The sequence below is a fragment of the Rhodococcus sp. OS5 genome, from assembly GCF_056837585.1.
Genome location: NZ_CM166368.1, coordinates 3,756,043 through 3,779,671, shown reverse-complemented (window position 1 = coordinate 3,779,671; position 23,629 = coordinate 3,756,043). Strand labels below are relative to the sequence as shown.

The following is a 23,629-nucleotide window of genomic DNA, read 5'->3' as shown; positions in this document are numbered from 1 at the left end:
AGCAGTTGCTTACAGGCCCAGATCAGCTTCGAACGAGGCTTCTTCCAACCGCTGCTTCACAGTGGTGAGGAATCGGCCGGCGTCGGCGCCGTCGACCAGACGGTGATCGTAGGTCAGCGGCAAGTAGATCATCGAGCGAACGCCGATGGACTCGTTGCCGTTCTCGTCGGTGACCACCATCGGGCGCTTGACGATCGCGCCGGTTCCGAGCATGGCCGCCTGCGGCGGTACCAGGATCGGGGTGTCGAACAGCGCGCCCTGGCTGCCGATGTTGGTGATGGTGAAGGTGCCACCCGAGAGCTCGTCCGGCTTCAGGCCACCCGAGCGTGCACGCTTGGCGATGTCGGCGATGGCGCGGGCCAAACCGGCCAGGCCGAGATCGCCGGCGTTGTGGATGACGGGGGAGAGCAAGCCCTGATCGGTGTCCACTGCGATGCCGAGGTGTTCAGCGTCGTAGTAGGTGATCTGCTTGGCAGCCTCGTCGTAGCTGGCGTTGATGTTCGGGTGCGACTTCAGCGCCTCGACGACTGCCTTGGCGAAGAACGGAAGGAACGTCAGGTTGACGCCTTCGCGCTCGATGAAGCCGGCCTTGGCACGGGCCCGCAGGGCGACGATCTTGGTGACGTCCACCTCGAAGGTCTGCGTGAGCTGAGCGGTGTTCTGCAGCGACTCACGTGTCTTGGTGGCCGTGATCTGCCGAATACGGTTGGCCTTCTGCGTGGTTCCACGCAGGTGTGCCAGTTCGGGTCGGACGCCTGCGGCTGCGGTGGCGGCCGGTGCGGCCGCGGGTGCTGCAGCAGGAGCAGCGGCGGCGGGAGCCTTCTTGGCCTCCGCAGCGGCGAGCACATCCTGCTTGCGGATGCGGCCGCCGACGCCGGTGCCGGTGACGGTCGCGAGGTCGACGCCGTTGTCCGTGGCGAGCTTGCGCACGAGCGGGGTGACGTACGGGCTGCTGTCACCGGACGCTGCGGGGGCAGCCGCCGGTGCGGGAGCCGCAGCAGGCTTCGGAGCGGGTGCGGCCGGTGCGGCGGCAGGCTTGGGTGCTTCAGCCTTGGGTGCTTCGGCCTTCGGAGCTTCGGCCTTGGGGGCAGGGGGTGCTGCCGGTGCTGCGGGAGCGGCCTTGGGTGCCGGTGCCGCGGCGGGTGCGCCGGAGCCGACGACGGCCAGCTGGCCACCGATCTCGACGGTGTCGTCTTCCTGCGCATTGATCTCGAGCAGGATTCCGGCGACGGGGGACGGGATCTCTGTGTCGACCTTGTCGGTCGAGACTTCGAGCAGCGCCTCGTCGACGGCAACCTCGTCGCCGACAGCCTTGAGCCAACGGGTGACGGTGCCTTCGGTGACGGACTCGCCGAGGGCGGGCATCGTCACGGCGGTACCTTCAGCGGAACCGCTCGAAGCGGCGGGTGCCTCGGCAGCGGGAGCTTCTTCAGCGGGAGCTTCGGCAGCCGGCGCTTCCTCGGCGGGAGCTTCCTCGGCGGCGGGGGCGGGTGCCTCTGCCGCGGGTGCTGCGGCTTCGCCGGCTTCACCGATCTGGGCGAGCTCGCCACCGATTTCCACGGTGTCGTCTTCCTGCGCGACGATCTTGGTCAGGACGCCGGCGACGGGAGACGGAATCTCGGTGTCGACCTTGTCCGTGGAGACTTCGAGCAAGGGTTCGTCGACTTCGACCGTGTCTCCTTCCTGCTTGAGCCACCGTGTGACAGTTCCCTCGGTGACGCTCTCACCTAGGGCTGGCATCTGGACGGAGAAGGCCATGTCTTTTGACTCCTCGACAGTTGTGTTCGGGTTGTTGAATTTTGTCGACTTGTGGTCGTAATGCATTGTGCTCGAGTGGCGCGCGACGTGCGGCTACTTGTAGCTATTTTGCCGATGTCGACGCGCGGGCGCGGCGTCACCGTCGTTCATCTTTCCATTGATACGCCGGGCGTGTCCGATGAGGGGGATGCCGTCCGTTTCGGGTGTGTCGGCTACTGGCGAGTAGGTATGCGTCGGGGGTCCGGCTGTAACGTCGTAAGCGGACCAAACGGTATGTCGTGCGCAGGCACAACGGACATCGCCTGGCAAACTTGACATATCGCCGGGGTGCATCCGCGGCGTCGGTACCGAGGAGGGTACGACCGTGGGACTGTTCGATCGTTTCAAGCGTCCGCCAAGTGCGGCTCAGGCCGCAGCGCAAAGTGATGCGGATCATCTGGCGAATTGGGCGCACTCGCACGAAGGCGTCGAGGCCTATGTGGAACCGCAGACGACGGTGACCGAGGTGACCGTCGTCCTGGTTGCGAAGGACGGGGAGTGGACTCGTCGTCGTGTCGGCGGCGAACGTGGTGCCCGCAAATTGGGACAGGACCTGAAGATCCCGGTCTACGACGTCCGCAAGACGGGATATCCGCAGCGTATGCGCGATCACGACGAACGTAAGCGAATCGAACGCAAGCGGGCCCGAGAGCAGGAATTACGCGACGGCGCCTGAACTGCTGTGCGCCTTTATTAACCGCGGGGGGTTAATAAAGGCGCACAGCAAGGGGTCAGCCGTTTACCGCGATGTCCTCCAGGACCGAGATCATCGTGCGAACGGGAACGCCGGTACCGCCCTTGCCGGTGTAACCCCACGGCCCTGACGTGTTGTAGGCCGGCCCCGCGACGTCGATGTGCGCCCACTGGACACCCTCGGGAACAAATTCCTTGAGGTAGTGAGCTGCGACCAGCATGCCGCCCCAGCGGTGCGGGGTGACATTGGCCATGTCGGCGACCTTGGAGTCGAGATCTCCGCGCAATTCCTCCGGCAGCGGCATGGCCCAGCCGTTCTCGCCGACGCTCTGCGAGATGGAGGCGACGCGGTCACGGAACTCGTCGGTGCCCATGACTCCGGGGGTGCGGTTGCCGAGCGCGACCATCTGCGCACCGGTGAGGGTGGCGGTGTCGATCATGTAGTCGGGATCGTCCTCACCCGCGCGAACCATCGCGTCGGCAAGAATCAAACGGCCCTCGGCGTCGGTGTTGACGACCTCGATGGTGATTCCGCCGTACTGGGTCAGCACGTCGCCGGGACGCTGCGCGGTCGCGGACGGCATGTTCTCGGCCATCGGTACGTATGCGACGACGTTGACGGGCAGGCCGAGCTTGGCGGCAAGCACGACGGTGGAGATGACGGCTGCGGCGCCGCCCATGTCCGAGGTCATGTTCTCCATCCCGGCGGCGGGCTTGATGGAGATTCCGCCGGTGTCGAAGGTGATGCCCTTACCCACTAGTGCGACCTTGCGGGCACCACGCTTCTTCGACGCGTATTCGAGGCGGACGAGACGCGGCTGGCGTGACGAGCCCTTGCCGACGCCGATGATTCCGCCGTAGCCACCCTTCTCGAGTGCCTTCTCGTCGAGAACCTGGACGGTGAGCCCGGCCTCGACGCCCAGTGCCTTCGCGCGCGCGGCGAACTCGGCGGGGTAGAGGTGGCTCGGGGGAGTGTTGACGAACTCGCGTGCGGTGGCGACGGCCTCGGCGATGGCAGCCGACCGTGCCAGCGTCGCTTTGGTCTCCTTCGTGCGCGGCGACGGCACCAGAAGTTCGACGCGGGCCAGTGGCTGCGAATCGGGACCGGGAGCCGTCATGGACGACTTGAATTCGGTGAAGCTGTACGCGCCCAACGCAAATCCCTCGGCGGCTGCACCGAGGTCGAGGATCGAGAGCGTGGTTGCGACGGTGTCGATGCCGGACAACGAGCGAGCTGCGGCGCCGGCGGACTTACGGATCTGCTCGCTGCCGAGCTTGTCGGCAGAGCCGAGTCCGACGGCGAGAACGCTGGTGACCGACAGTTCGCTCGGTGCCGGGACACGAGTGAGCTGCTCGGGCTTGCCGGTGGCGCCGACGGCGATGAGGCTGTCGAGGATCTCGGCGAGTACGTCTTCGGCGACGATGCCTTCGCTGAGTGCGATTTCGGGGCCGTCCGGACCCGACGTCAGGCCGACGACCAGTATCTCTGCGCGCTTGGCGACTGTGCCGGCGAGAACGAGGTCGGGTCCCAACGATCGGGCTGTGCGAGTGCTCAAGGTGTCTCCTGTGAGGTGAGTGTGCGATGCGTCCGGTTCTGGCGGATGCCTGAGTCGATGTTAGGCCCTTTGCAGTTTGCGGACGGGCGATCGTCACGGCCGGGTGAGCTCTCGCTGCGGACATGTTTCGATCGGCGAAGTCCGATAGGTTGTGGGCCATGACCGACGAACAAATGTTGCAGGGCCCGATCCACCCCGTCCACGTCGAACTCGGCGCGACGTTCGCGCCGTTCGGGGGGTGGCAGATGCCGGTTTCGTACGCCGGCGTCGTGGCCGAACACACCTCTGTGCGTGAGAATGTCGGACTCTTCGACGTCAGTCACCTCGGCAAGGCCGTCGTGCGTGGCGCGGGCGCCGCGGAATTCGTGAACTCCGCACTGACCAACGACCTGAACAAGATCGGGCCGGGTAAGGCTCAGTACACGTTGTGCTGCAACGAGTCCGGTGGTGTCATCGACGACCTCATTGCGTACTACGTCAGCGACGACGAGATCTTCCTCGTCCCGAACGCAGCCAATACCGCGGACGTCGTTGCGGCTCTGGTCGCTGTGGCACCGGACGGAATCACCGTCGAGGATCAGCATCGTGCCTACGGTGTGCTGGCTGTGCAGGGTCCGAAATCGGTGGCGGTTCTGACCGCTCTGGGACTTCCCACCGAGATCGAGTACATGGCGTACGAAGATGCGGAATGGAACGGCGTGCCTGTTCGTGTGTGCCGCAGCGGTTACACCGGTGAGGTCGGCTACGAACTCCTGCCGCGGTGGGACGACAGCGAGCCGTTGTTCCGCGCGCTTCTCGAGGCAGTGCGCGCCGAGGGTGGGCAGGCCGCCGGACTCGGCGCCCGTGACACTCTTCGTACCGAGATGGGGTATCCGCTGCACGGGCATGAGCTTTCGCTCGAGATTTCTCCGCTCGAAGCGCGCTGCGGATGGGCGATCGGTTGGAAGAAGCCGACATTCTGGGGCAAAGAGACCTTGACCGACGAGAAGGCTGCCGGCCCGGCTCGCAAACTCTGGGGGATCAAGGCTCTCGATCGCGGCGTGCTTCGTGCCGGCCTCGGTGTTCTGCGTGACGGCGAGGCAATCGGCGAGACCACCTCGGGGACGTTTTCGCCCTCGCTCAAAGTGGGAATTGCGTTGGCGCTCCTCGATTCCGGTGCCAATGTCTCGGCCGGCGACGAGATCGAAGTCGACGTCCGTGGTCGTGCTCTTCGGTGCGTCGTGGTGTCTCCTCCGTTCGTGGAGACCAACACCAAGTAGAGAGCTTTTTCACGTTCGATAGGATTGCGCCCATGACAGGTGCCGCCGATTTCGTTCGTGTTCAGAGCTCGTCCCCGAAGTCCGACGCCGAGCGCCGTGACATTTTGGCGGCGCCCGGCTTCGGGCGGCACTTCACCGACCACATGGTCTCGATCGACTACACCGCGGGCAAGGGCTGGCACGACGCCCAGGTGTTGCCGTACGGAAACATCGAGCTCGATCCGGCCGCAATGGTTTTGCACTACGGACAGGCCATCTTCGAGGGCCTCAAGGCATACCGTCAGCCGGGTGGCGAGATCAGCTCGTTCCGCGTCGAGGCCAACGCCGAGCGTTTCGCGGCATCTGCGCGCCGTCTGGCCATGCCGGAGCTCCCGTCGCAGATGTTCATCGATTCCATCACCGAACTGATCGACGTCGATCTCGACTGGGTTCCCGCAGCCGGTGGCGAGGACGCGCTCTACCTCCGTCCGTTCATGTTCTCCACCGAAGCCGGACTCGGTGTCCGTCCCGCCGACGAGTACCGCTACCTGCTGATCGCCTCGCCTGCCGGTGCGTACTTCCCGCGCGGCGTCAAGCCGGTCAGTGTGTGGCTGTCCACCGAATACGTTCGCGCGGCCCCCGGCGGTACCGGCGCGGCCAAGTTCGCCGGCAACTACGCCGCTTCACTCCTCGCCCAGGCGCAAGCCGCCGACGAGGGTTGCGACCAGGTGGTCTGGCTCGACGCCATCGAGCGCACGTACGTCGAGGAAATGGGTGGAATGAACCTGTTCTTCGTCTTCGGCTCGGGCCCCGACGCTCGCCTCGTGACGCCGTCGCTGTCCGGTTCGTTGTTGCCAGGCATCACGCGCAACTCGTTGCTCGCCCTTGCCGCCGATTCCGGTTTCGCCGTCGAGGAGCGCAAGATCAGCACCGACGAATGGCGCACCAAGTGCAAGAGCGGTGAAATCACCGAGGTCTTCGCTTGCGGCACAGCAGCAGTCATCACCCCCGTCGGACGCGTCAAGTCCGCCGAGGGCGAGTTCACCATCGCCGACGGCGAGCCGGGTGAGGTGACGATGGCACTGCGCGACACCCTCACGGGTATCCAGCGCGGAACCTTCGCCGACACCCACGGCTGGATGACGAAACTTCACTGATCGCTGGTTCGTTCCGCGAGCAATCGCTCCCGGAAGAACTGCAGAATCTCGTCTCGTGCGACGGTGGTGGGCGATCCCGCCTCGTCGACGAGATGAGCCGTCACCACGCTGTGTGGATTGGCAATGACGTGTTCGAAGAACGGCGACGTTGTCGCGTTGGCCGCTTCGTCGGGTAGTACCTTCCCGACGAAGCGCTCGCCCAAGGCCTTCGAATAGGCGGCGAATCGTTGTGCGCGGCAGAACGAGTCACCTCGAAAGCGGTATGCAAGCACCGTGAGGTCTTCGGCCTCGAGTCTCGAGCGCACGGCTTCGAGTTCTTCGGGCCCGCTGTCGGTTTCGTCCGGTCGATCGAGCGGTAACGACGGTTGGGCGAGAACCGGCGCGATGACCGAGGGTTCGAGCATCATCGACAACGCGAAGTTACCGGTGAAGCACATTCCGATCACGCCGACGCCAGGTCCGCCGCTCTCCTCATGGGCGGAAGCGGCGAGTGAACGCAGCCAACGGACCGCCGGACTCGGTTCATCGGCAGCGAGGGCGCGGAATTCTGCACTGACGCAGGCTCTCTTGAATACCGTCAGCCCCTCGTTCACTGTGGGGACCGCGCCGTCGTGCCCGAACAGTGACGGAACGAAGACAGTGAAACCGGCGTCGCGCACCCAGCGGGCGAATCGCGCTACATGCGGGCTGATGCCCGGCATCTCCGGCATGACGATTACTGCGGGACCGGTGCCGGCCACGTACACGGACTTCGCCACTGCGTCGATGGTGATCGTTCGACGGTCGAAGTCTTCGAGCGGATCGTCTTCGGTCATGCTCCGGTTCGGCACGGTGAGCCCTCTCAGTAGTCGAAACAATTCCTCTGCACAGTCTTTCGGCGCGGGATCGACTACAGAAGAGGGCGGTTCGCCATGTTTTCGGGCGGGCTCGCCTCGCACCTATCCGGCGCCGCCGTTGCGGAATCGCTTTCGGTAGTCGGCCGGGCTGATGCCGACGCGGTCGGTGAACAGGCGACGGAAGGTTCCAGGATCCTGATAGCCGATGTGCCCCAGAATCTTTCCGAGAGGCCAGTCGGTCGATTCCAACAACCGTTTCGCTTTTCGGATCCGTGCACGCTGCAGATAACTGCGCGGCGATTCCCCGGTCTCGTCCTTGAACTTCCGAAGCATGGTTCGGGTGCTGAGGTGAAAAGCACCCGACAGCAGATCCAAGTCGTAAGGCTCCGCCATCCGTTCGATCAACCAACTTCCGACGTCATCGGCAAACTGTGTGTGTTTGGCGGGCAGCATCGAGTCGACGATGTACGGAGCTTGACTGGTTCGGTTTTCGGGCGCCAGCGTAATTCTTGCGGTCGTACGCGCAATCTTGTCGCCGAGATGCTCGCGCACGAGTGCTGTTGCGAGGTCGAGCGCGGCGGTGAACGCAGCAGTGGTGGTGACGCCGTCGTCCTGGACGATCAACGAGTCGGTTCGAACCGTCGCACCGCGGTAACGACTCGCGAGGTCCGCACCGTACAGCCACGACGTCGTACATCGGCGTCCGTCGAGCAGTCCCGCCTCGCCCAGCAGATACGCGCCGACGCAGACCGACGACACCCGAACGCCGCGCGCCTCGCACGCACGGATGAACTCGATTTCTCTGTCCCACAGCGACAAACGCGTCGCAGGGTCTTCGGACGGCACGAGTTCGAACCCCGGCACAACCAGGTGATCGATGTCGTGATGCCCCTCCTGCACGCCGAGCGAAAATCCACCTGCCGCAACGACGGGCGTGCCGGACGCTGCGATGACCGATACCTCGAAGGGGTCGGCGGGCGCTCCATCAGCGACGCGATTGGCGATCAGGAGAAGGTCGGTGAAAACGAAGATCTCGGCCGCGAGGCAACCTTCGTACGCAAGGACACCTACTCGCACGACGTCGGATCACAGTCCGAGAGTGAGGCCGACGGCCGTAAGCGTCACAGTGAGTTCGAGTGCGAATCCGAGAACGTCTCCGTTGAGTCCGCCGAATCTACGGACGCAGTGACGCACGCACAGCACACTGATCACCAGCGCCGACGCGGTCACGAGAGGGCCGAGCCACCACCGGTCGGTGGCAAAGCCGGAAGCGGCGATCAGCGGAACCGACCACACGATTGCGGCCCACAACGGTTGTGAATCGGCGACGAGCGCACCGAATCCGCTCGGGCCAGACGCGAGAATACCTCGGCGGCAGGCAAAAACGACGGCCACACGACCCGCAGCGACAGATACGAGAACGGCGATCCACTGCGTGGGGGAGTCGGCAACAGCGAGGACGCCGAAGGAGACCGATTGCAGCCCAAGGAAGATGAACAGCGCCGCGACCCCGAACGGTCCGGCACCGCCGCTGTGCATGACCTCGCGGGCGCGCTCCGGTGGACCGTAACAACCCAGTCCGTCGACGGAGTCTGCCAGTCCGTCCACGTGCATCCCGCGTGTCCCGAGAGCGAGCGCACCTACCGTCAGCAAGCCTGCGAGATAGGGATTCAGGCCGACACTGGTTGTGCTCCAGAGCAGAAACGTCGCGGCAATGCCGAGAGCGATCCCGGTGAGCGGAGCTGCCGCGATGGCGCGACGGCCGGCAGTTCGGTCGATGTCGGAGGGACCACGAACCGGAAGGACCGTCAGCCACGAGAAGGCCAGTGGCACTCCGGACAGCGGGCCCGCCACGCTCACTCCGCCGTATCGGTCTTGGTCAGGTCGATCGACTCGGGTTCGTCGACAGGTGCGCTGCCCTGAGTGCTGACACCGGCTTCGGAGAATGTCGCCATCTTGCCCAGGATTGCCACTGCGCCCTGAAGAATCGGGAGCGCTGTGACTGCGCCTGAACCTTCACCGAGACGCATGTCGAACTCGACGATCGGGTCGAGACCCATGCGGGTCAATGCGATGGTGTGGGCGGGTTCGGTGGAGCGGTGTCCGGCGACCCACCATTCACGTGCGCCGAAAGCCAGTTCGTCGGCAACCATGGCGGCTGCGGTGACCACTACGCCGTCGAGGATCACCGGCGTGCGACGCGAAGCTGCCTGGGCCAGAAAGCCGGCCATCGCGGCGAGGTCGGCACCCGAAGACGTGCGCAGCAGCGCGACTGTGTCGCGAACGTGCGGACGGGCACGCCGGAGAGCGTCGCGAATCGCTGCGGTCTTGCGGATCCATCCGGCGTCGTCGATACCGGTACCTCGACCCACGACCGCGACGGGTTCACTGTCCGTGAGTGCGGCGATGAGTACGGTTGCGGGCGTCGTATTGCCGATGCCCATGTCGCCGGCGATGAGAAGATCTGCGCCCCCGTCGATTTCCTCGTCCGCGATCGCTCGGCCGGCGGCGATGGCCTGAAGGGTTTCCTCGTTCGACATGGCGTCTTCGCGGTCGATGGACCCGGAAGACCTGCGCACCTTGTGGTTCGAGACGGACGGATCGGTATCGCCGTCCACTGCGATGTCGACGACGCGTACCGTGGCGCCGGCAACCTCGGCGAGGACGTTGACTGCCGCGCCGCCCCCGAGGAAGTTGGCGACCATCTGTGCGGTCACTTCCGGCGGATAGGCGGAGACGCCGTTGCGGGCGATTCCGTGATCACCCGCGAACACGACGACGCGAGGCCGAGCGAAAGCGTGTGGGGGACAAACTCCTTGGCAGGCTGATGCCCAGCCGGCGAGAGCCTCCAGTCGGCCCAGCGAACCGGCCGGCTTGGTCAGATCACGCTGACGCGCATCGGCCTGCGCTCGCACCTCGCGGTCGGGCGGGGTGACGGGTTCGAAGTCGGCGCTACTGACTGGCGCGACGTCAGGGTTGGCATCTGGATTCGCCCCTGAAATGGCCCCTGGATTGGCCTCGGTACTCACATCGTGCCTTCCGGTTGTGCAGCAGTATCTTTCAAGATGAGCGGTAACCCTGCAACCACTAGTACGACACGATCGCACACCGCGGCGATACGAGCGTTGAGAGTGCCGATCTCGTCGCGGAACAATCGTCCGGACCGCGTCTCGGGGATGACGGCCAAACCCACTTCGGGGCTGACCAGCACCAGGTGTCCGCGGTAGTTCTCGACACTGGCGACCAGGCTGTCCGCCGCGGGCGTGACGGTGCCGCGCGGTGCGTCCCAGGCGCCTTGCCGATCGAGTTCCGCGGTCAGCCACGTTCCCAGATCGTCGACCAACGTCGCTGTGTGTGAATCGCTTTCGAGCTGCGCCGCGAGGTCACCGGCAGCTGCGGTTTCGACAGTCGACCAATGAGAAGGCCGTCTGTTGCGGTGCTGGTCGATCCGGCTCTCCCAGTCTGCGTCGGAGACATCACGTCTGGCTGTCGCCAGGTACCGGATCGGTGCCGAACTTTCGGGTAAGTGGCCTGCACAAACCAAATCCTCGGCGTGCGCGGACTTACCAGACCGCGCGCCGCCGAGGACTAAAGTTCTATACGTGTTCGTCACGCTCAGATTGCGTCGCCCGGCCCCACACGAGGCTTCGGTGCGCGCAGCTTACGGATCTGCGACGCGCGAACGAACGCGTACCAGCCGAGCTTGAATCCGCCGTCGGTGCTGTCGGGGAAGCGCTCGGCGACGCGGTTGTTGATCATGCGACCGAGCCAGATGCCTTCACCGACCATGAAGAGCATCATCACGAGCATTGCCAGCGTGACGATCTGCTGGAGCGCGGGCGTGACGAACATCGTCATGATGAGGATCAATGCGAGCGGCATGAACAGCCCGACGAGGTTGCGGCGAGCGTCGATGAAATCACGGACGTAGGCGCGAACCGGTCCCTTGTCGCGGGGGAGCAGGTACTTGTCCTCGCCGGCGAGCATGCGGGCGCGGCGGTCTGCCGACGATGCGCGACGCTCGGCGGCTTCGGCCTTGCGGTCCTCCTTGGAGCCGCGGGTCGCCTTACGGCGGGCGCGGGCTTCCTTCGCGGTCAGCGGGGCAGGGGCAACGGGGCCACGCCTCTTCGCCTCGGCGTCACGACGCTTGGGTGTGGGGCGGCCCTTGCCCACCTGCTCGATGGGCGCCTCTTCGGAGGCCGAGGATGCCTCAGTGCCCTCGACGTCACGTTTGTCGGAGTTGTCTGAGTCACCGCGGCGTAGCAATTTCACACCTCCAGGCTATTGGATAAGTGCACGGTCTGGGAAACCGACCTCGGTCTTTCTGAAAAACCCGATCGCCCGAGGCACTGAAACGCGCGAGATCGTGAAACATCGGGGTCATTCGGGACTCTTAGACTTCGTCTATGCGGGTAATAGTTGCTCCAGATTCGTTCGGTGTGACGTTGACGGCCGTCGAAGCGGCCGAATCCATTTCTGCCGGTTGGCGACGTGGCCGACCCGAAGACGACGTCGTCACCGCGCCACAATCCGACGGTGGTCCGGGATTCGTCGACGTCTTGGCCACGGCCGGGGGCGACATCCGGACTGCACGGGTGTCCGGGCCTTTGACCGCCGCCGTCGACGCCGCGTGGCTGTTCGATTCGGACACGGCATACATCGAGTCCGCCGAGGCCGTCGGGCTCGGCCTGCTCGGAGGTCCGCCGACGCGGGACACTGCACTCGCCGCGCACAGTCTCGGTGTGGGAGAGCTGATCGCTGTCGCGCTCGAGGCAGGCGTGAAGACGGTTGTCGTCGGACTCGGTGGGAGTTGCTGCACCGACGGGGGACGTGGACTGGTGGAGGCGCTGGGCGGCCTGGAGGTTGCAGCGGCGGCTACGGCAGGCACTCAGTTGGTCGCCGCCACCGACGTAGAACACGTACTTCTCGGCGAGCACGGTGCGGCAGCGGTGTTCGGCCCGCAAAAGGGCGCCGACGCCGAAGCCGTCGCTGTCCTCGAAGCGCGGAACGCGAGATGGGCCGAACAGTTGGAGTCCGCCACCGGAAAACGAGTGTCGGATTTTCCGGGTGCCGGCGCCGCGGGTGGTATCGGTGCCGCGCTCTTTGCGCTCGGTGCACAGCGGCGATCCGGGGCCGACGTCGTCGCGGATCGCACCGGACAGGCCGCGCTACTGGCTTCCGCTGACCTGGTGATCACAGGCGAAGGCAAGTTCGACCACCAATCTCTGCGCGGCAAACTCGTCACAACGCTCGCTTCGGCGGGGGCAGCGCACGGCGTTCCGACGCTCGTCTTTGCCGGCCAGGTGACGCTCGACGAGGCGGACTATGCGTCGACCTCGATAGTCGCGGCGAAGTCGGTGACGGATTTCGCCGGGTCGGTGGAACGTGCGATGGAGGAAGCGTCGGCGTGTCTCGAGGGACTCGCCGAACACACGGCGCGCGAGTGGAACTTCTGGCGCGGCGTCCGGAGCTGAGGATCCACAAGCGTCGACGCGCCGTTGCCGTGTCGGGAAGACCGGATAGGATGAAGACGAATCGCACCCGGTAAAGGACTGGCGGGAATAAGTCGGCAGCGGCGTACCGTTGAAGCGTTCACGGGTTGGTACGAACATTAGGGAGAGCCCATGACTGTGCAGAACGAGACCGCCACCCACGGCGTCAAGATGACCGAGGCCGCGTCCGCCAAGGCGAAGGCACTCTTCGATCAGGAGGGTCGCGACGACCTCGCGCTGCGTATTGCAGTGCAGCCCGGCGGCTGTGCCGGACTGAAGTACCAGCTGTTCTTCGACGACCGCACGCTCGACGGTGACCTCACTGTCGACTTCAACGGCGTCAACCTGGTTGTCGACCGGATGAGCGCGCCGTACGTCGAAGGTGCGTCCATCGACTTCCTCGACACCATCGAGCAGCAGGGCTTCTCGATCGACAACCCCAATGCAACAGGCTCCTGCGCCTGCGGTGACTCGTTCAACTGAGTCTGTCGATCACAACTCAATTCACGAACAACTGACGCGGAACCGACATTCGGTTTCGCGTCAGTTGTTTGTGGTGACTCGTACGTAGACCGTTCCGATCCGACAGCTCGGGCGCCGATGACGGCGCTACGGGCGGTAACGTGAACTTTTGCTCCTCTTTCATTCTTGTACTCACTTCGCTGAAAGGCCACGATCCGTGACTATTGCGGTAACCGGTTCCATCGCCACCGACCACTTGATGCGCTTCCCCGGCCGCTTCGCCGATCAGCTCCTCGCCGATCAGCTCGCCCACGTTTCGCTGAGTTTCCTGGTCGACGATCTCGTGATTCGCCGCGGTGGTGTCGGCGGCAACATCGCTTACGCCATGGGCGTGCTCGGTGGGTCCCCGCTACTCGTCGGCGCAGTCGGTGCCGACTTTGCCGAGTACCGCACGTGGCTCGAGGACAACGGCGTCGACTGCAGCGCGGTCCGTATCTCGGACAAGGCACATACGGCGCGTTTCGTGTGCACCACCGACGAGGACATGGCGCAGATCGCGTCGTTCTACCCCGGTGCGATGAGCGAGGCTCGCGAGATCGAACTCGCGGCAGTGGCCAAGACTGCGGGCGCAGTCGAGTTGGTGCTGATCGGCGCCAACGACCCCGAGGCCATGGTTCGCCACACCGACGAATGCCGTCTGCTCGGGATTCCGTTCGCAGCGGATCCGTCGCAGCAGCTTGCCCGCCTGTCCGGTGACGAGGCCAAGGCGCTCATTCACGGCGCGAAGTACTTGTTCACCAACGAGTACGAGTGGGGTCTTCTTCAGCAGAAGACTGGTCTGAGCGAGGAAGAGATCCGCGCGCAGGTCGGCATCCGTGTCACCACCCTCGGCTCCAAGGGTGTGGAAATTGTTGACGCCGAAGGTAATTGGGTGCGCGTCGACGTAGTGCCCGAGACCGGCAAGGTGGATCCGACGGGCGTTGGCGACGGCTTCCGCGCCGGGTTCCTGCTCGCACACGGCGCCGGTCTGAGCTTCGAGCGTGCTGCACAGTTGGGATCTTTGGTCGCTGTGTTGATTCTCGAGACCGTGGGAACGCAGGAGTGGGTGTTCAATCGCGACGAGGCACTCAAGCGCCTTACCGACGCATACGGCAGCGCGGCAGCGGACGAGATCGCGACGATCCTGCCGAAGTAGGGCTCCGCCCCGTGAGTGGTTGAGGAGTTCGGAGACTCCCTAACCGCTCACGGGGCCGAAGGCCTAGATATTGACCGGGTACACCGGTTCCTGGATCTGCGGCACGATGCGCTTCTCCACGAAGATTCCGTGCCAGACCATGAAGGTCAGGACGGTCCAGAGGCGTCGGCTGTGGTCGGACACGCCCTCGCGGTGATCGTTGAGCATCTTCACGACGGCCTGCTTGTCGAAGATGTGGTCGGTTCCCGACTCCTCGATCTGCAGATGTGCCCAGTCGAAGAGTTCGGTGCCGCGCAGCCAATGGCGCAGGGGAACCGGGAATCCGAGCTTCGCACGGTGCAGAACATGGTGCGGCACAATGCCTTCCAGGGCCTGGCGCAGTGCGTACTTGGTCGTGTCTTTCGTGATCTTCTGATCGAGCGGTACGCGTGACGCGACGTCGAAGACCTCGGGATCGAGGAACGGCACACGCAGTTCCAGCGAGTTGGCCATCGTCATCTTGTCTGCCTTGACGAGGATGTCGCCGCGCAGCCAGGTGAACAGGTCGAGATGCTGCATCCGCGCAACCGGATCCCAGTCCCGTGACTGCGCGTAGATCGGCGCAGTGACGTCCTGGTGAGTCCACTCCGGGCGGAAATCGCGCAGGACGGCGCGGAGCTGAGCGTCGTTGAAGCTACGAGCATTTCCGTAGTAGCGCTCCTCGAGCGTCAAGGAACCGCGGTTGAGCAGACTCTTGCCACGAGTGCCGTCCGGGATGCGTTCGGACAACTTGCCTGCAGCTCGACGCAATCCCTTGGGGAGGTACTCGAAAGGCTTGAGCGACAACGGCTCACGGTAGATCGTGTAGCCGCCGAACAGCTCGTCGGCACCCTCGCCGGACAGCACGACCTTGACGTGCTTGCGCGCTTCCTTCGCGATGAACCACAGCGGAATCAATGCCGGATCGGCTACCGGGTCGTCGAGGTACCAGACGATCTCGGGAATGGCAGCGGCGAACTCGGCGGGGGAGACCACCTTGACGACGTGCTTCGCGCCGATCGCTGCGGCAGATTCTGCAGCGACGTCGACCTCGGAATAGCCCTCACGTTCGAAACCGGTCGTGAAGGTGATCAGGTTGGGGTTGTGGCGCATCGCCAGCGCCGCGATCGCCGTGGAGTCGATACCGCCGGACAGGAACGAACCGACGGTGACGTCGGCACGCATGTGCTTGGCGACCGAATCCTCGAGTGCCTCGGCGATTTCCTGGTAGCGCGCCTTCTCGGTGCCAGGTGCAAAAGGCTTGGCCGGGAACTTCGGCGTGAAATACCGCGTGAACGTGGGCTCCTCGCCCGGACGCACCCGAGCGAAGCTGCCCGACTCCAGGCGGCGGATCTGCTTGTGCAGTGTTTCCGGCTCCGGTACGTACTGCAGAACGGTGTAGTGCTCGATGGCACGCGGATCCAGCTCGGTACCGATGCCGATCAGATCGGTGAGTTCGAGCAGGCTCTTCTTCTCGCTGCCGAACGCGGTGCCGCCGGCGCCGGTCGCGATGAACAGCGGCTTGATCCCGAACGGATCGCGCGCGATGAACAGCTCGCGTGTGTCGGTGTCCCAGATCGCGAACGCGAACATTCCGCGCAGGCGCCGGACCGCGTCCTCACCCCAGTAGTGGAATGCAGCGACGATGGCCTCGGAGTCGCCCTCGGTGAAGAACTTGGCGTCGTGGTCCTTGACCAGTTCGGCGCGGATCTCCAAGTAGTTGTAGATCTCGCCGTTGAACGTGAGCGCATAACGCTCCGGGTTCTCCGGTGGGCCCCAACGCAGCGGCTGGTGGGAATGAGCGATGTCGATGATCGCCAGGCGGTTGAACCCGAAGACGAGGTGATCGTCGTTCCACGTCCCGTGTTCGTCCGGCCCGCGGTGACGAAGGCAATGCATCGCCTGGTCGACCCGCGAGACGGCGTCCTCGCTGGTTCCGCCAGATGTCAGTAGCCCGAGCAGTCCACACACAGCGTCCGGTTCCTCGATTCAGAATTTTTGTACAGAAGGCTCCCGGACACGAGTGTCGGGGAGAGGTCAACGAACTCTTGACGAAAGTATGCCGCAGATCGACGTCCCTGCCGATCGCGGCGGAACGAATCGACGTGATGTGCGTCGCCGAAACGACCTGAGCCGTTCCTGAGCAGCACCTGAGAGAGCTGTGTGACGTCCGCCGCGACACGGGCGAGGACCCGAGGATGGATAGCGCCCGGCTTTGGTCTACGCTGCGTAGTAATTGGGCCTTCCCTCCGGGCATGCCCTAGTTGAATTTTGTGGCGATCAGGAAGGCGTGAACGTGGCGCAAGGTCGGATCCTTCGGCGAGCGGGGCTGGCAGTATCTCTGGGCATTGCTGCCTTGCTGCTGTCGGGTTGCTCCATCGACAACGAAGTGCTTCGTTTCGGGTGGCCTTCGGGCATCACCCCGGAGGCGACGCGCATGCGTGAGCTGTGGACGTGGTCGGTTGTAGCCGCCCTCGTCATGGGTGTGCTGGTGTGGGGGTTGGTCTTCTGGGCCGTCATCTTCCACCGTAAGAAGAAGGACTCGCCGGAATTCCCGCGTCAGACGGCATACAACGTGCCGCTCGAACTCGGTTACACGGCAGTTCCCTTCGTCATCATCGCGGTTCTCTTCTACTTCACCGTCATCGTTCAGAACCATGTTCTGGACAAGACGGACAACCCTGACGTCGTTGTAGACGTCACGGCCTTCCAGTGGAACTGGAAGTTCGGCTACCGCTCCATCGAGTTCGGTGACGGTTCCGCCAAGTACAACGGAATCGACGTCGAGGCCGAAGAGGCTGCCAAGACCGAGGGCTCCACGGTCAACGATCACGGCGAAGAAGTTCCCGGCCCGATCCACGGCAACAGCACCGAGGACCTGAGCTACCTGCACTACGACAAGATCGAGACCGTCGGCTCCAGCCAGGAGATCCCGATCCTCGTTCTGCCCACCGGCAAGCGAATCCAGTTCGAACTCGCTTCCTCGGACGTCATCCACGCATTCTGGGTGCCCGAGTTCCTGTTCAAGCGTGACGTTCTCCCGAACCCCAAGGAGAACCACTCGGACAACATCTTCCAGATCAGTGAGATCGAGAAGGAAGGCGCGTTCGTCGGGCGTTGTGCAGAAATGTGTGGCACGTTCCACGCGATGATGAACTTCGAGGTTCGTGCGGTTTCGCCGGAGGACTTCGCCAAGTACATCGAACTGCGCAAGGGTGACGCGGAGGGCAAGGGTGGTCTGACGACCGCCGAGGCTCTGCAGGCAATCGGTCAGTCGCCGGTGGCTACGTCGACCACGCCGTTCAACACCGACCGCGAGTACCGTCAGGCAACCGTCGCCACTGCAGGCAACTGAGCCGGCCAGCCTCTTCACTGAACAAGGACAAGTGCTGATATGAAGATCGAAGCCAAGCTCTTCGAGATCCTGACGATGTTCTTCATTCTCGTCGCGATCATCTACGGAGTGTTCACCGCTCTGTCACGCACAGGTATCGAGTGGGCCGGACTGACGGCCATCGTCCTGTCTGCAGGTCTGACGCTCATCGTGGGTACCTACTTCCGCTTCGTCGCCCGTCGTCTGGACACCCGTCCCGAGGACTACGACGACGCTGAAATCTCGGATGGTGCAGGAGAACTGGGCTTCTTCAGCCCGGGTAGCTTCTGGCCGATCCTGCTTGCCGCTGCTGCTGCACTCGCGGCAGTGTCGCTGGCGTACTTCCAGCCGTGGCTCATCGCAGTCGCAGTTGTCTGTGTGCTCGCCGCAGCCGCAGGCCTGGTGTTCGAGTACTACACCGGACCCGAGAAGCACTAGTTTCACCCGCACTCGAACAGAGGCGCCGCACCCACCCGGGTACGGCGCCTCTGTTGTCGTTTATGTACGTTTCGGTGGTAGGAGGGTGCCTGTCAACAACCGCTCTCTGTCAATCGTGGAGCGAGTATTCGAGGTCGTAGCGGTGCAGACCGTCGACGACCTCCAGCTCGAGAGTGCCTGAGATGCCCTTCAACTCGCCGGTTCCGGACCCCGGCACGATCTCGTACAGAAGCTTCTGCGTTCCGTCGATCATCTGACCGAACTGCTGCAGGGCGAACGATCCCACAGCTTCGTCGACCTGCCCCGTGACAAACTCCAAAGCGACATAGCCCGCTGCACCGGCTGTCGGATCGCCCGCGGACAGCATCAGTCCGGACGACGTGCCTTCGACGCCGCCGATGAACGTCTTGTCGAACTCGAAGCGTCCGACGCGTCCGGAGAGCTCAGGATCGGCGGGGCGAAGATCGATCTCGAAGGTGCCGCGTGCATGGGATGTCATGGTCCGAGTATCTCACCAGGCGACAACGCCTCGAGGGGACTCCCGAGAACGTGCAACACTCGGTAGATGATTCTCGAACATGCCGTCCTGCAGGTCGATCCGTCGCAGTCAGCGCGTTTCGAGGCCGCATTCGACGTGGCCCGAACCATCATCTCCGAGGTTCCCGGATTCATCAGGCTGCGGCTCTCGCACTGCCTGGAATCACCGGAGCGATATCTCCTGCTGGTCGAGTGGGAAGACGTGGAGTCACACACCATCGGGTTCCGTAAGTCGCCAGGATACGAGAAGTGGCGAGAACTTCTCCATCACTTCTACGAGCCGTTCCCGACGGTGGAGCACTATTCGACTGTGCTCGAGGTCTAGCAAAGCGTAGTGCCTGCTGTTGTCGGCGCTCAGACGACGGACCGGGGGAGTGGTGCCCACTTGGAGGTTGTCCATACTGAATCGCTCAGAGAACGAGTGAGGCCCCGAACCGGAATCCGGTTCGGGGCCTCACTGGTCAACTGACGTTCTTAGTGGAGTTCTCCACTTGAACCATCGGACTTGCCGTTGGTTCGGTTCTGGTAGTCCAGAAGGATCTGAAGCTGCTCGTGCTCAGCTTCGTGATGAGCGGCTTCGAGAGCCTCGCTCTCCTCGACTGGGTCAGCGGTGATCAGGCTACCGCTACCGGGCTTGCCGGCGAGGCCGAGCTTGTTCATCTTCTTCGGGACAGCAGCACCCTGGTACTCGAGCGGGATCGGGTGTCCGTGCTCGTCGACGGGGCCGAGCGGCTGGTGGATCTCGATGTACTGGCCGTTCGGCATCCGCTTGATGATGCCGGTCTCGATGCCGTGTTCGAGGACTGCACGGTCACTGCGCTGCAGGCCGATGCAGAACCGGTACGTCACGAAGTACGCGATGGGCGGAAGGATGACCATGCCGATACGGCCGATCCACGTCATTGCGTTCAGCGAGATGTGCAGGTGGTACGCGATGATGTCGTTGATGCAGGAGATCGTGAGCACCAGGTAGAACGCGATGGACATCGCACCGATAGCGGTACGGACCGGCACGTCGCGCGGGCGCTGCAGGATGTTGTGGTGAGCGTCGTCTCCGGTGAGACGCTTCTCGATCCACGGGTACGCGATCAACAGTGCGAAGACGAGGCCCATGATCAGGGCGACGGCGAACACTGCAGGGATCGTGTACCGGTTGAACAGGTAGATCTCCCACGCCGGCCACAGTCGAGCAAGGCCGTCCGTCCACATCATGTAGATATCGGGCTGGGAACCTGCCGAGACCTGTGACGGGTTGTACGGACCGATGTTCCACACGGGGTTGATCTGGAACAGACCACCGAGCAGTGCGAGCACGCCGAAGGTCATGGCGAAGAACGCGCCACCCTTCATCGCGAAGACCGGGAGGATGCGGACGCCGACGACGTTCTGTTCCGTACGGCCGGGGCCGGGGAACTGCGTGTGCTTCTGGTACCAGACCAACGCGAGGTGGCCGGCGATCAGAGCCAGGATGATGCCCGGGAACAGCAGCACGTGAGCGACGTAGAGACGCGGGATGATGAGGTCGCCGGGGAAGTCGCCGTCGAAGATCAGCCAGTGCATCCAGGTACCGACGATCGGGATACTCATCGTGATACCACCGAAGGCGGCGCGGAGGCCGGTGCCCGAGAGCAGGTCGTCGGGGATGGTGTAACCGAAGAAGCCTTCGAACATCGCCAGGATGAGCAGCAGGCAGCCGATGACCCAGTTCGCTTCACGTGGGCGACGGAAGGCGCCGGTGAAGAAGATGCGAGCGAGGTGAACGATGATCGACGCCGCGAACATCAGTGCAGCCCAGTGGTGAATCTGGCGAACGAAGAGACCGCCGCGCACCTCGAAGGAGATGTTCAGGGTCGTCTCGTAGGCGCGAGACATCGTGACACCGCGAAGCGGCTGGTATGCGCCCTGGTAGACGACGTGTGCCATCGACGGATCGAAGAACAGCGTCAGGAACACACCGGAGATCAGCAGGATCACGAAGCTGTAGAGCGCGATCTCGCCGAGCATGAAGGACCAGTGCGTCGGGAAGACCTTGTTGATCTGCCGGCGCATGCCTGCGGCGAGGTGGTAGCGGGAGTCCATAGCCTCCGCTTGTCCAGCCGCTGCCGCGCTGATCTTGGACGGTTTGGTTGTTGTTGTGGTCACGGTCGACGCTCCCAAAATGCCGGGCCGAGTGCTTCGATGAAGTCACCGTCGGCGACCAGGAAGCCCTCTTCGTTCACTGTAATAGGCAACTGCGGAAGTGCGCGAGCAGCGGGACCGAAGATCGGCTTGCCGTAGGTCAGTGCGTCGAACTGCGACTGGTGGCAGGGGCACAGAATACGGTTGCTCTGCTGTTCGTAGAGCGAGGTGGGGCAACCCAGGTGGGTGCAGATCTTCGAGTAGGCGAAGTAATCGCCGTAGTTGAAGCTTTCCTGGCCCTTACGCTTGGTGACACGCGCGGTGTCTTCCGTGCGGAGGCGGATGAGCATCACCGAGTTACGAATGCCGCGCAGTGCTGCGAGCAGAGCGTGCTCGTCGCCACGGTCGGACTCGCGGAACGGGAAGACCGTTTCCATCGAACCGGCATCGAGATCTTCCGGGCGAACGAGGACGATGTCCTCGGGACGGCCGGTGTCACGACGCAGGTAGATGGTCTCGCCCGGGTAGTTCGGGGTCCAGCCGGACACCCACAGAGGTGAGTCGTCGCCCTTGGCCCACGGGTTCTTGATGAGTCCGCCGAGGGGCATGACCATCATGACGCCGAGTGCGCCGCCGCCGAACATCAAGCTGCGCTTGATGGCCTTGCGGCGGGGGAGGGTGGACGTCTCGAGGGTGTCGCCGAGCTCGGCGACGATCGTGCGACGATCGACCTCGGTGGAACCACCGTCGTGGCGGTCCTGGATCGAGACCTCTTCGGGGATGAACTTCTTCGTGAACTGAACGGCACCGATGCCGACGCCGAGGATCGCCAGACCCATGGTCAAGCCGATCAACGGGGTGTACAGGCTGTACTTGCCGTAGTTCTCGTCACCGGCGCCTGCGTACTCCCAGGGCCAGAACAGGTAGATCGCGATGAACGCGATCGCCGAAACGCCGGCGAGGCCGAACCAGAAGGCGACGTTGCGCTCGGCGCGCTTTTCCGCCCTGGTGCCCTTTACCGACCAACGATCACGGCGGTAGACGACATCGACGCCATCGAGATTGGTACCCAGCTTGACCAGGTCGTCGCGTGACATCGCGTCGAGCTCTTCATCTGTGTACTTCTTAGGCGTATCGCCGCCATGCTGGCCAGCGTCGCTCATGACCTTGCTCCGATCCACAATGCTGCACCGACGACAGCGATGATTCCGACGGCCCACATGGCGAGACCCTCAGAGGCCGGACCGAGGCCACCGAGCCCGTACCCACCGGGGTCCTTCGACTCGCCCGACGACTTGACGTAGGCGATGATGTCCTTCTTCTCCTCGATCGTCAGCTGACGATCCGAGAACTTCGGCATGTTCTGGGGACCGGTAACCATGGCAGCGTAGATCTGCTGCTCGCTGGCCGGATCCAGGACCGGGGCGTACTTGCCCGAGGACAGTGCGCCACCGCGGCCGGTGAAGTTGTGGCACGACGCGCAGTTGAGCCGGAAGAGCTCACTGCCGCGTCCGACGTCGCCACCGCGCAGCGAGGACTGGGCGATTTCGCCGTTCTCGTCGCGGATGAGCGTCGGGCCGCCGCCGTTGGCCTGGATGAAAGCGCCGAGGGCGTCGGTCTGCGCAGCATCGAACTTGGGGTCCTTGCGTGCAGCCTGGGCCTCGTTGCGAGCTGCCGGCATACGACCAGAGGAGACCTGGAAGTACACGGCTGCTTCGCCGACGCCGATGAGGCTGGGACCGCGGTCCTGCACGCCCTGCAAGTTCGCGCCGTGGCACGTGATGCATGACGTGTCGTACAGCTGCTTGCCTTCACGAATCAGGGCTGCTGAATCGTCACTGGCGGTCGCAACCTGCGGAGCTGGTGTCAACGCCGAAGCGAGGAAACCTGCGCTGATCAATCCCATCATCAATACGAGCGCGCCAGTGACGCGCCGGCGGATTTTCCGCTGGCGACGCGACTTCGCGGCATTCGCTGAGTTATCGGATGCGGGAGGGGGGGATGAACTCATCTGTATCCCTTTGGTATGTCGGGACGGAACTGGACGTCAGGGGCTGCCTGGGGCGTACAGCTGATTAACGGATGAAATAAATCGTGGCAAACAGCGCGATCCACACGATGTCGACAAAGTGCCAGTAGTACGAAACAACGATCGCGGCGGTGGCCTGGGCGGGCGTGAACTTGCTGACCCGGGTACGTGCGATCAAGAAGACGAAGGCGATGAGACCGCCGATGACGTGCAGACCGTGGAAGCCGGTGGTCATGTAGAACACCGAGCCGTACACGCTGCTCGAAATCGTGGTGCCCTCGTGCACGAGGTGGTAGTACTCGTAACCCTGGCCGGCGACGAAGAACGCCCCCATGACCAAGGTGATGGTGTACCAGCGACGAAGTCCGAAGACGTCGCCACGCTCAGCCGCGAAGACACCCATCTGGCAGGTGAACGAAGATGCGATAAGCACCAAGGTCACCGGCACGGCCAGATACAGGTTCAATTCGGTTGGCTCCGGCGGCCAATTTCCGTTCGCCTGAGCTCGTGCCACGAAGTACATGGCAAAGAGCCCTGCGAAGAACATGAGCTCACTTGACAACCACACGATGGTGCCAACGCTGACCATATTCGGCCGGTTCAGCGAGTGCACGCGTTGGGTGATTGCCGATCCTGAAGTCCCTACTGCGCTCGTCACAGACAGAAGTATGACGCTTCGTCGTAAGAGAC

Annotated in this window: 23 protein-coding genes; 9 read left to right on the top strand and 14 right to left on the bottom strand. The window is 63.7% G+C overall.

Annotation, left to right across the window (positions count from 1 at the left end; translation table 11 throughout):
• Positions 1-9 precede the first annotated feature (9 nt).
• Positions 10-1,758 carry a 2-oxoglutarate dehydrogenase, E2 component, dihydrolipoamide succinyltransferase gene (gene sucB / locus ACVZUB_RS17475; RefSeq protein ID WP_058039509.1) on the bottom strand — a complete coding sequence of 583 codons (1,749 nt, stop codon included), beginning with the start codon at positions 1,756-1,758 and terminating at the stop codon, positions 10-12.
• Between the two features lie 364 nt (positions 1,759-2,122).
• On the opposite strand from sucB, the gene ACVZUB_RS17470 reads away from it, so the two are divergent.
• Complete coding sequence (locus tag ACVZUB_RS17470; protein WP_003941713.1) at positions 2,123-2,473, top strand: hypothetical protein; 351 nt, start codon at positions 2,123-2,125, stop codon at positions 2,471-2,473.
• Between the two features lie 55 nt (positions 2,474-2,528).
• Here the strand turns inward: ACVZUB_RS17470 and ACVZUB_RS17465 are convergent, their stop codons facing one another.
• Positions 2,529-4,046: a leucyl aminopeptidase gene (locus ACVZUB_RS17465; protein WP_019748919.1), complete on the bottom strand. Its 1,518-nt coding sequence runs from the start codon at positions 4,044-4,046 to the stop codon at positions 2,529-2,531.
• A 158-nt stretch (positions 4,047-4,204) separates the two neighbouring features.
• Between ACVZUB_RS17465 and gcvT the strand changes: the two genes are divergently transcribed.
• Both gcvT and ACVZUB_RS17455 read left to right on the top strand, forming a co-directional pair.
• Entirely contained in the window at positions 4,205-5,305 is a 1,101-nt protein-coding gene (gene gcvT / locus ACVZUB_RS17460; protein ID WP_482627568.1) for a glycine cleavage system aminomethyltransferase GcvT, read from the top strand.
• Positions 5,306-5,337: 32 nt separating this feature from the next.
• The gene (locus ACVZUB_RS17455) at positions 5,338-6,441 is read left to right on the top strand and encodes a branched-chain amino acid aminotransferase (protein ID WP_003941766.1); all 1,104 of its coding nucleotides are present in this window, start codon (positions 5,338-5,340) and stop codon (positions 6,439-6,441) included.
• Here the strand turns inward: ACVZUB_RS17455 and ACVZUB_RS17450 are convergent.
• From ACVZUB_RS17450 to ACVZUB_RS17425, 6 genes are all read right to left on the bottom strand, one after another.
• On the bottom strand, positions 6,435-7,256 hold the full coding sequence (locus tag ACVZUB_RS17450) for a dienelactone hydrolase family protein (RefSeq protein ID WP_007730045.1): 822 nt from the start codon (positions 7,254-7,256) through the stop codon (positions 6,435-6,437). The genes ACVZUB_RS17455 and ACVZUB_RS17450 overlap by 7 nt on opposite strands.
• A 123-nt stretch (positions 7,257-7,379) precedes the next feature.
• The gene (locus tag ACVZUB_RS17445) at positions 7,380-8,354 is read right to left on the bottom strand and encodes a GlxA family transcriptional regulator (protein WP_482627567.1); all 975 of its coding nucleotides are present in this window, start codon (positions 8,352-8,354) and stop codon (positions 7,380-7,382) included.
• A 9-nt stretch (positions 8,355-8,363) separates the two neighbouring features.
• The gene (locus ACVZUB_RS17440) at positions 8,364-9,131 is read right to left on the bottom strand and encodes an adenosylcobinamide-GDP ribazoletransferase (protein WP_083954682.1); all 768 of its coding nucleotides are present in this window, start codon (positions 9,129-9,131) and stop codon (positions 8,364-8,366) included.
• Positions 9,132-9,133: 2 nt separating this feature from the next.
• Complete coding sequence (gene cobT, locus ACVZUB_RS17435) at positions 9,134-10,279, bottom strand: nicotinate-nucleotide--dimethylbenzimidazole phosphoribosyltransferase (protein ID WP_047270132.1); 1,146 nt, start codon at positions 10,277-10,279, stop codon at positions 9,134-9,136.
• Between the two features lie 23 nt (positions 10,280-10,302).
• Entirely contained in the window at positions 10,303-10,890 is a 588-nt protein-coding gene (gene cobU, locus ACVZUB_RS17430; RefSeq protein ID WP_019748913.1) for a bifunctional adenosylcobinamide kinase/adenosylcobinamide-phosphate guanylyltransferase, read from the bottom strand.
• A gap of 2 nt (positions 10,891-10,892) precedes the next feature.
• Positions 10,893-11,549, bottom strand: a complete 657-nt coding sequence (locus ACVZUB_RS17425; RefSeq protein ID WP_007730051.1) for a DUF3043 domain-containing protein — start codon at positions 11,547-11,549, stop codon at positions 10,893-10,895.
• Positions 11,550-11,683: 134 nt separating this feature from the next.
• Between ACVZUB_RS17425 and ACVZUB_RS17420 the strand changes: the two genes are divergently transcribed.
• From ACVZUB_RS17420 to ACVZUB_RS17410, 3 genes are all read left to right on the top strand, one after another.
• Positions 11,684-12,751 carry a glycerate kinase family protein gene (locus tag ACVZUB_RS17420; RefSeq protein WP_482627566.1) on the top strand — a complete coding sequence of 356 codons (1,068 nt, stop codon included), beginning with the start codon at positions 11,684-11,686 and terminating at the stop codon, positions 12,749-12,751.
• Positions 12,752-12,901: 150 nt separating this feature from the next.
• A complete protein-coding gene (locus ACVZUB_RS17415) occupies positions 12,902-13,252 on the top strand; it encodes a HesB/IscA family protein (RefSeq protein WP_007730053.1) in 351 nt (116 codons plus the stop codon).
• 196 nt (positions 13,253-13,448) lie between these two features.
• Entirely contained in the window at positions 13,449-14,426 is a 978-nt protein-coding gene (locus tag ACVZUB_RS17410) for a carbohydrate kinase family protein (RefSeq protein ID WP_003941700.1), read from the top strand.
• A gap of 63 nt (positions 14,427-14,489) precedes the next feature.
• On the opposite strand, the gene asnB is transcribed toward ACVZUB_RS17410, so the two are convergent.
• Positions 14,490-16,415: an asparagine synthase (glutamine-hydrolyzing) gene (asnB, locus tag ACVZUB_RS17405; protein WP_003941790.1), complete on the bottom strand. Its 1,926-nt coding sequence runs from the start codon at positions 16,413-16,415 to the stop codon at positions 14,490-14,492.
• Between the two features lie 319 nt (positions 16,416-16,734).
• On the opposite strand from asnB, the gene ctaC reads away from it, so the two are divergent.
• The gene (ctaC, locus tag ACVZUB_RS17400; RefSeq protein WP_007730054.1) at positions 16,735-17,799 is read left to right on the top strand and encodes an aa3-type cytochrome oxidase subunit II; all 1,065 of its coding nucleotides are present in this window, start codon (positions 16,735-16,737) and stop codon (positions 17,797-17,799) included.
• A 39-nt stretch (positions 17,800-17,838) separates the two neighbouring features.
• On the top strand, positions 17,839-18,255 hold the full coding sequence (locus ACVZUB_RS17395; protein WP_003941723.1) for a cytochrome c oxidase subunit 4: 417 nt from the start codon (positions 17,839-17,841) through the stop codon (positions 18,253-18,255).
• A 109-nt stretch (positions 18,256-18,364) separates the two neighbouring features.
• Here ACVZUB_RS17395 and ACVZUB_RS17390 read toward each other — a convergent pair whose 3' ends face one another.
• Positions 18,365-18,754 carry a DUF3224 domain-containing protein gene (locus tag ACVZUB_RS17390; protein ID WP_063316159.1) on the bottom strand — a complete coding sequence of 130 codons (390 nt, stop codon included), beginning with the start codon at positions 18,752-18,754 and terminating at the stop codon, positions 18,365-18,367.
• 66 nt (positions 18,755-18,820) lie between these two features.
• On the opposite strand from ACVZUB_RS17390, the gene ACVZUB_RS17385 reads away from it, so the two are divergent.
• Positions 18,821-19,117, top strand: coding sequence for an antibiotic biosynthesis monooxygenase family protein (locus ACVZUB_RS17385; protein WP_019748908.1), 297 nt, complete (start codon positions 18,821-18,823; stop codon positions 19,115-19,117).
• 149 nt (positions 19,118-19,266) lie between these two features.
• Here ACVZUB_RS17385 and qcrB read toward each other — a convergent pair whose 3' ends face one another.
• The 4 genes from qcrB to ctaE form a co-directional block, all read right to left on the bottom strand.
• A complete protein-coding gene (gene qcrB, locus ACVZUB_RS17380; RefSeq protein WP_007730057.1) occupies positions 19,267-20,871 on the bottom strand; it encodes a cytochrome bc1 complex cytochrome b subunit in 1,605 nt (534 codons plus the stop codon).
• 59 nt (positions 20,872-20,930) lie between these two features.
• Positions 20,931-22,073: a cytochrome bc1 complex Rieske iron-sulfur subunit gene (gene qcrA / locus ACVZUB_RS17375; protein WP_007730058.1), complete on the bottom strand. Its 1,143-nt coding sequence runs from the start codon at positions 22,071-22,073 to the stop codon at positions 20,931-20,933.
• Positions 22,070-22,921 carry a cytochrome bc1 complex diheme cytochrome c subunit gene (gene qcrC, locus ACVZUB_RS17370; RefSeq protein ID WP_003941682.1) on the bottom strand — a complete coding sequence of 284 codons (852 nt, stop codon included), beginning with the start codon at positions 22,919-22,921 and terminating at the stop codon, positions 22,070-22,072. Before qcrC ends, qcrA begins: the two co-directional genes overlap by 4 nt.
• Before the next feature lie 64 nt (positions 22,922-22,985).
• Complete coding sequence (gene ctaE, locus ACVZUB_RS17365; RefSeq protein ID WP_007730060.1) at positions 22,986-23,597, bottom strand: aa3-type cytochrome oxidase subunit III; 612 nt, start codon at positions 23,595-23,597, stop codon at positions 22,986-22,988.
• Positions 23,598-23,629 lie beyond the last annotated feature (32 nt).

Coding starts and splice junctions, on each gene's coding strand:
- sucB (WP_058039509.1), bottom strand. CDS start 1,758: ATGGCCTTCTCCGTCCAGATGCCAGCCCTAGGTGAGAGCGTCACCGAG.
- gcvT (WP_482627568.1), top strand. CDS start 4,205: ATGACCGACGAACAAATGTTGCAGGGCCCGATCCACCCCGTCCACGTC.
- ACVZUB_RS17455 (WP_003941766.1), top strand. CDS start 5,338: ATGACAGGTGCCGCCGATTTCGTTCGTGTTCAGAGCTCGTCCCCGAAG.
- ACVZUB_RS17450 (WP_007730045.1), bottom strand. CDS start 7,256: ATGACCGAAGACGATCCGCTCGAAGACTTCGACCGTCGAACGATCACC.
- ACVZUB_RS17420 (WP_482627566.1), top strand. CDS start 11,684: ATGCGGGTAATAGTTGCTCCAGATTCGTTCGGTGTGACGTTGACGGCC.
- ACVZUB_RS17415 (WP_007730053.1), top strand. CDS start 12,902: ATGACTGTGCAGAACGAGACCGCCACCCACGGCGTCAAGATGACCGAG.
- ACVZUB_RS17395 (WP_003941723.1), top strand. CDS start 17,839: ATGAAGATCGAAGCCAAGCTCTTCGAGATCCTGACGATGTTCTTCATT.
- ACVZUB_RS17390 (WP_063316159.1), bottom strand. CDS start 18,754: ATGACATCCCATGCACGCGGCACCTTCGAGATCGATCTTCGCCCCGCC.
- ACVZUB_RS17385 (WP_019748908.1), top strand. CDS start 18,821: ATGATTCTCGAACATGCCGTCCTGCAGGTCGATCCGTCGCAGTCAGCG.
- qcrB (WP_007730057.1), bottom strand. CDS start 20,871: ATGGACTCCCGCTACCACCTCGCCGCAGGCATGCGCCGGCAGATCAAC.
- qcrA (WP_007730058.1), bottom strand. CDS start 22,073: ATGAGCGACGCTGGCCAGCATGGCGGCGATACGCCTAAGAAGTACACA.
- qcrC (WP_003941682.1), bottom strand. CDS start 22,921: ATGAGTTCATCCCCCCCTCCCGCATCCGATAACTCAGCGAATGCCGCG.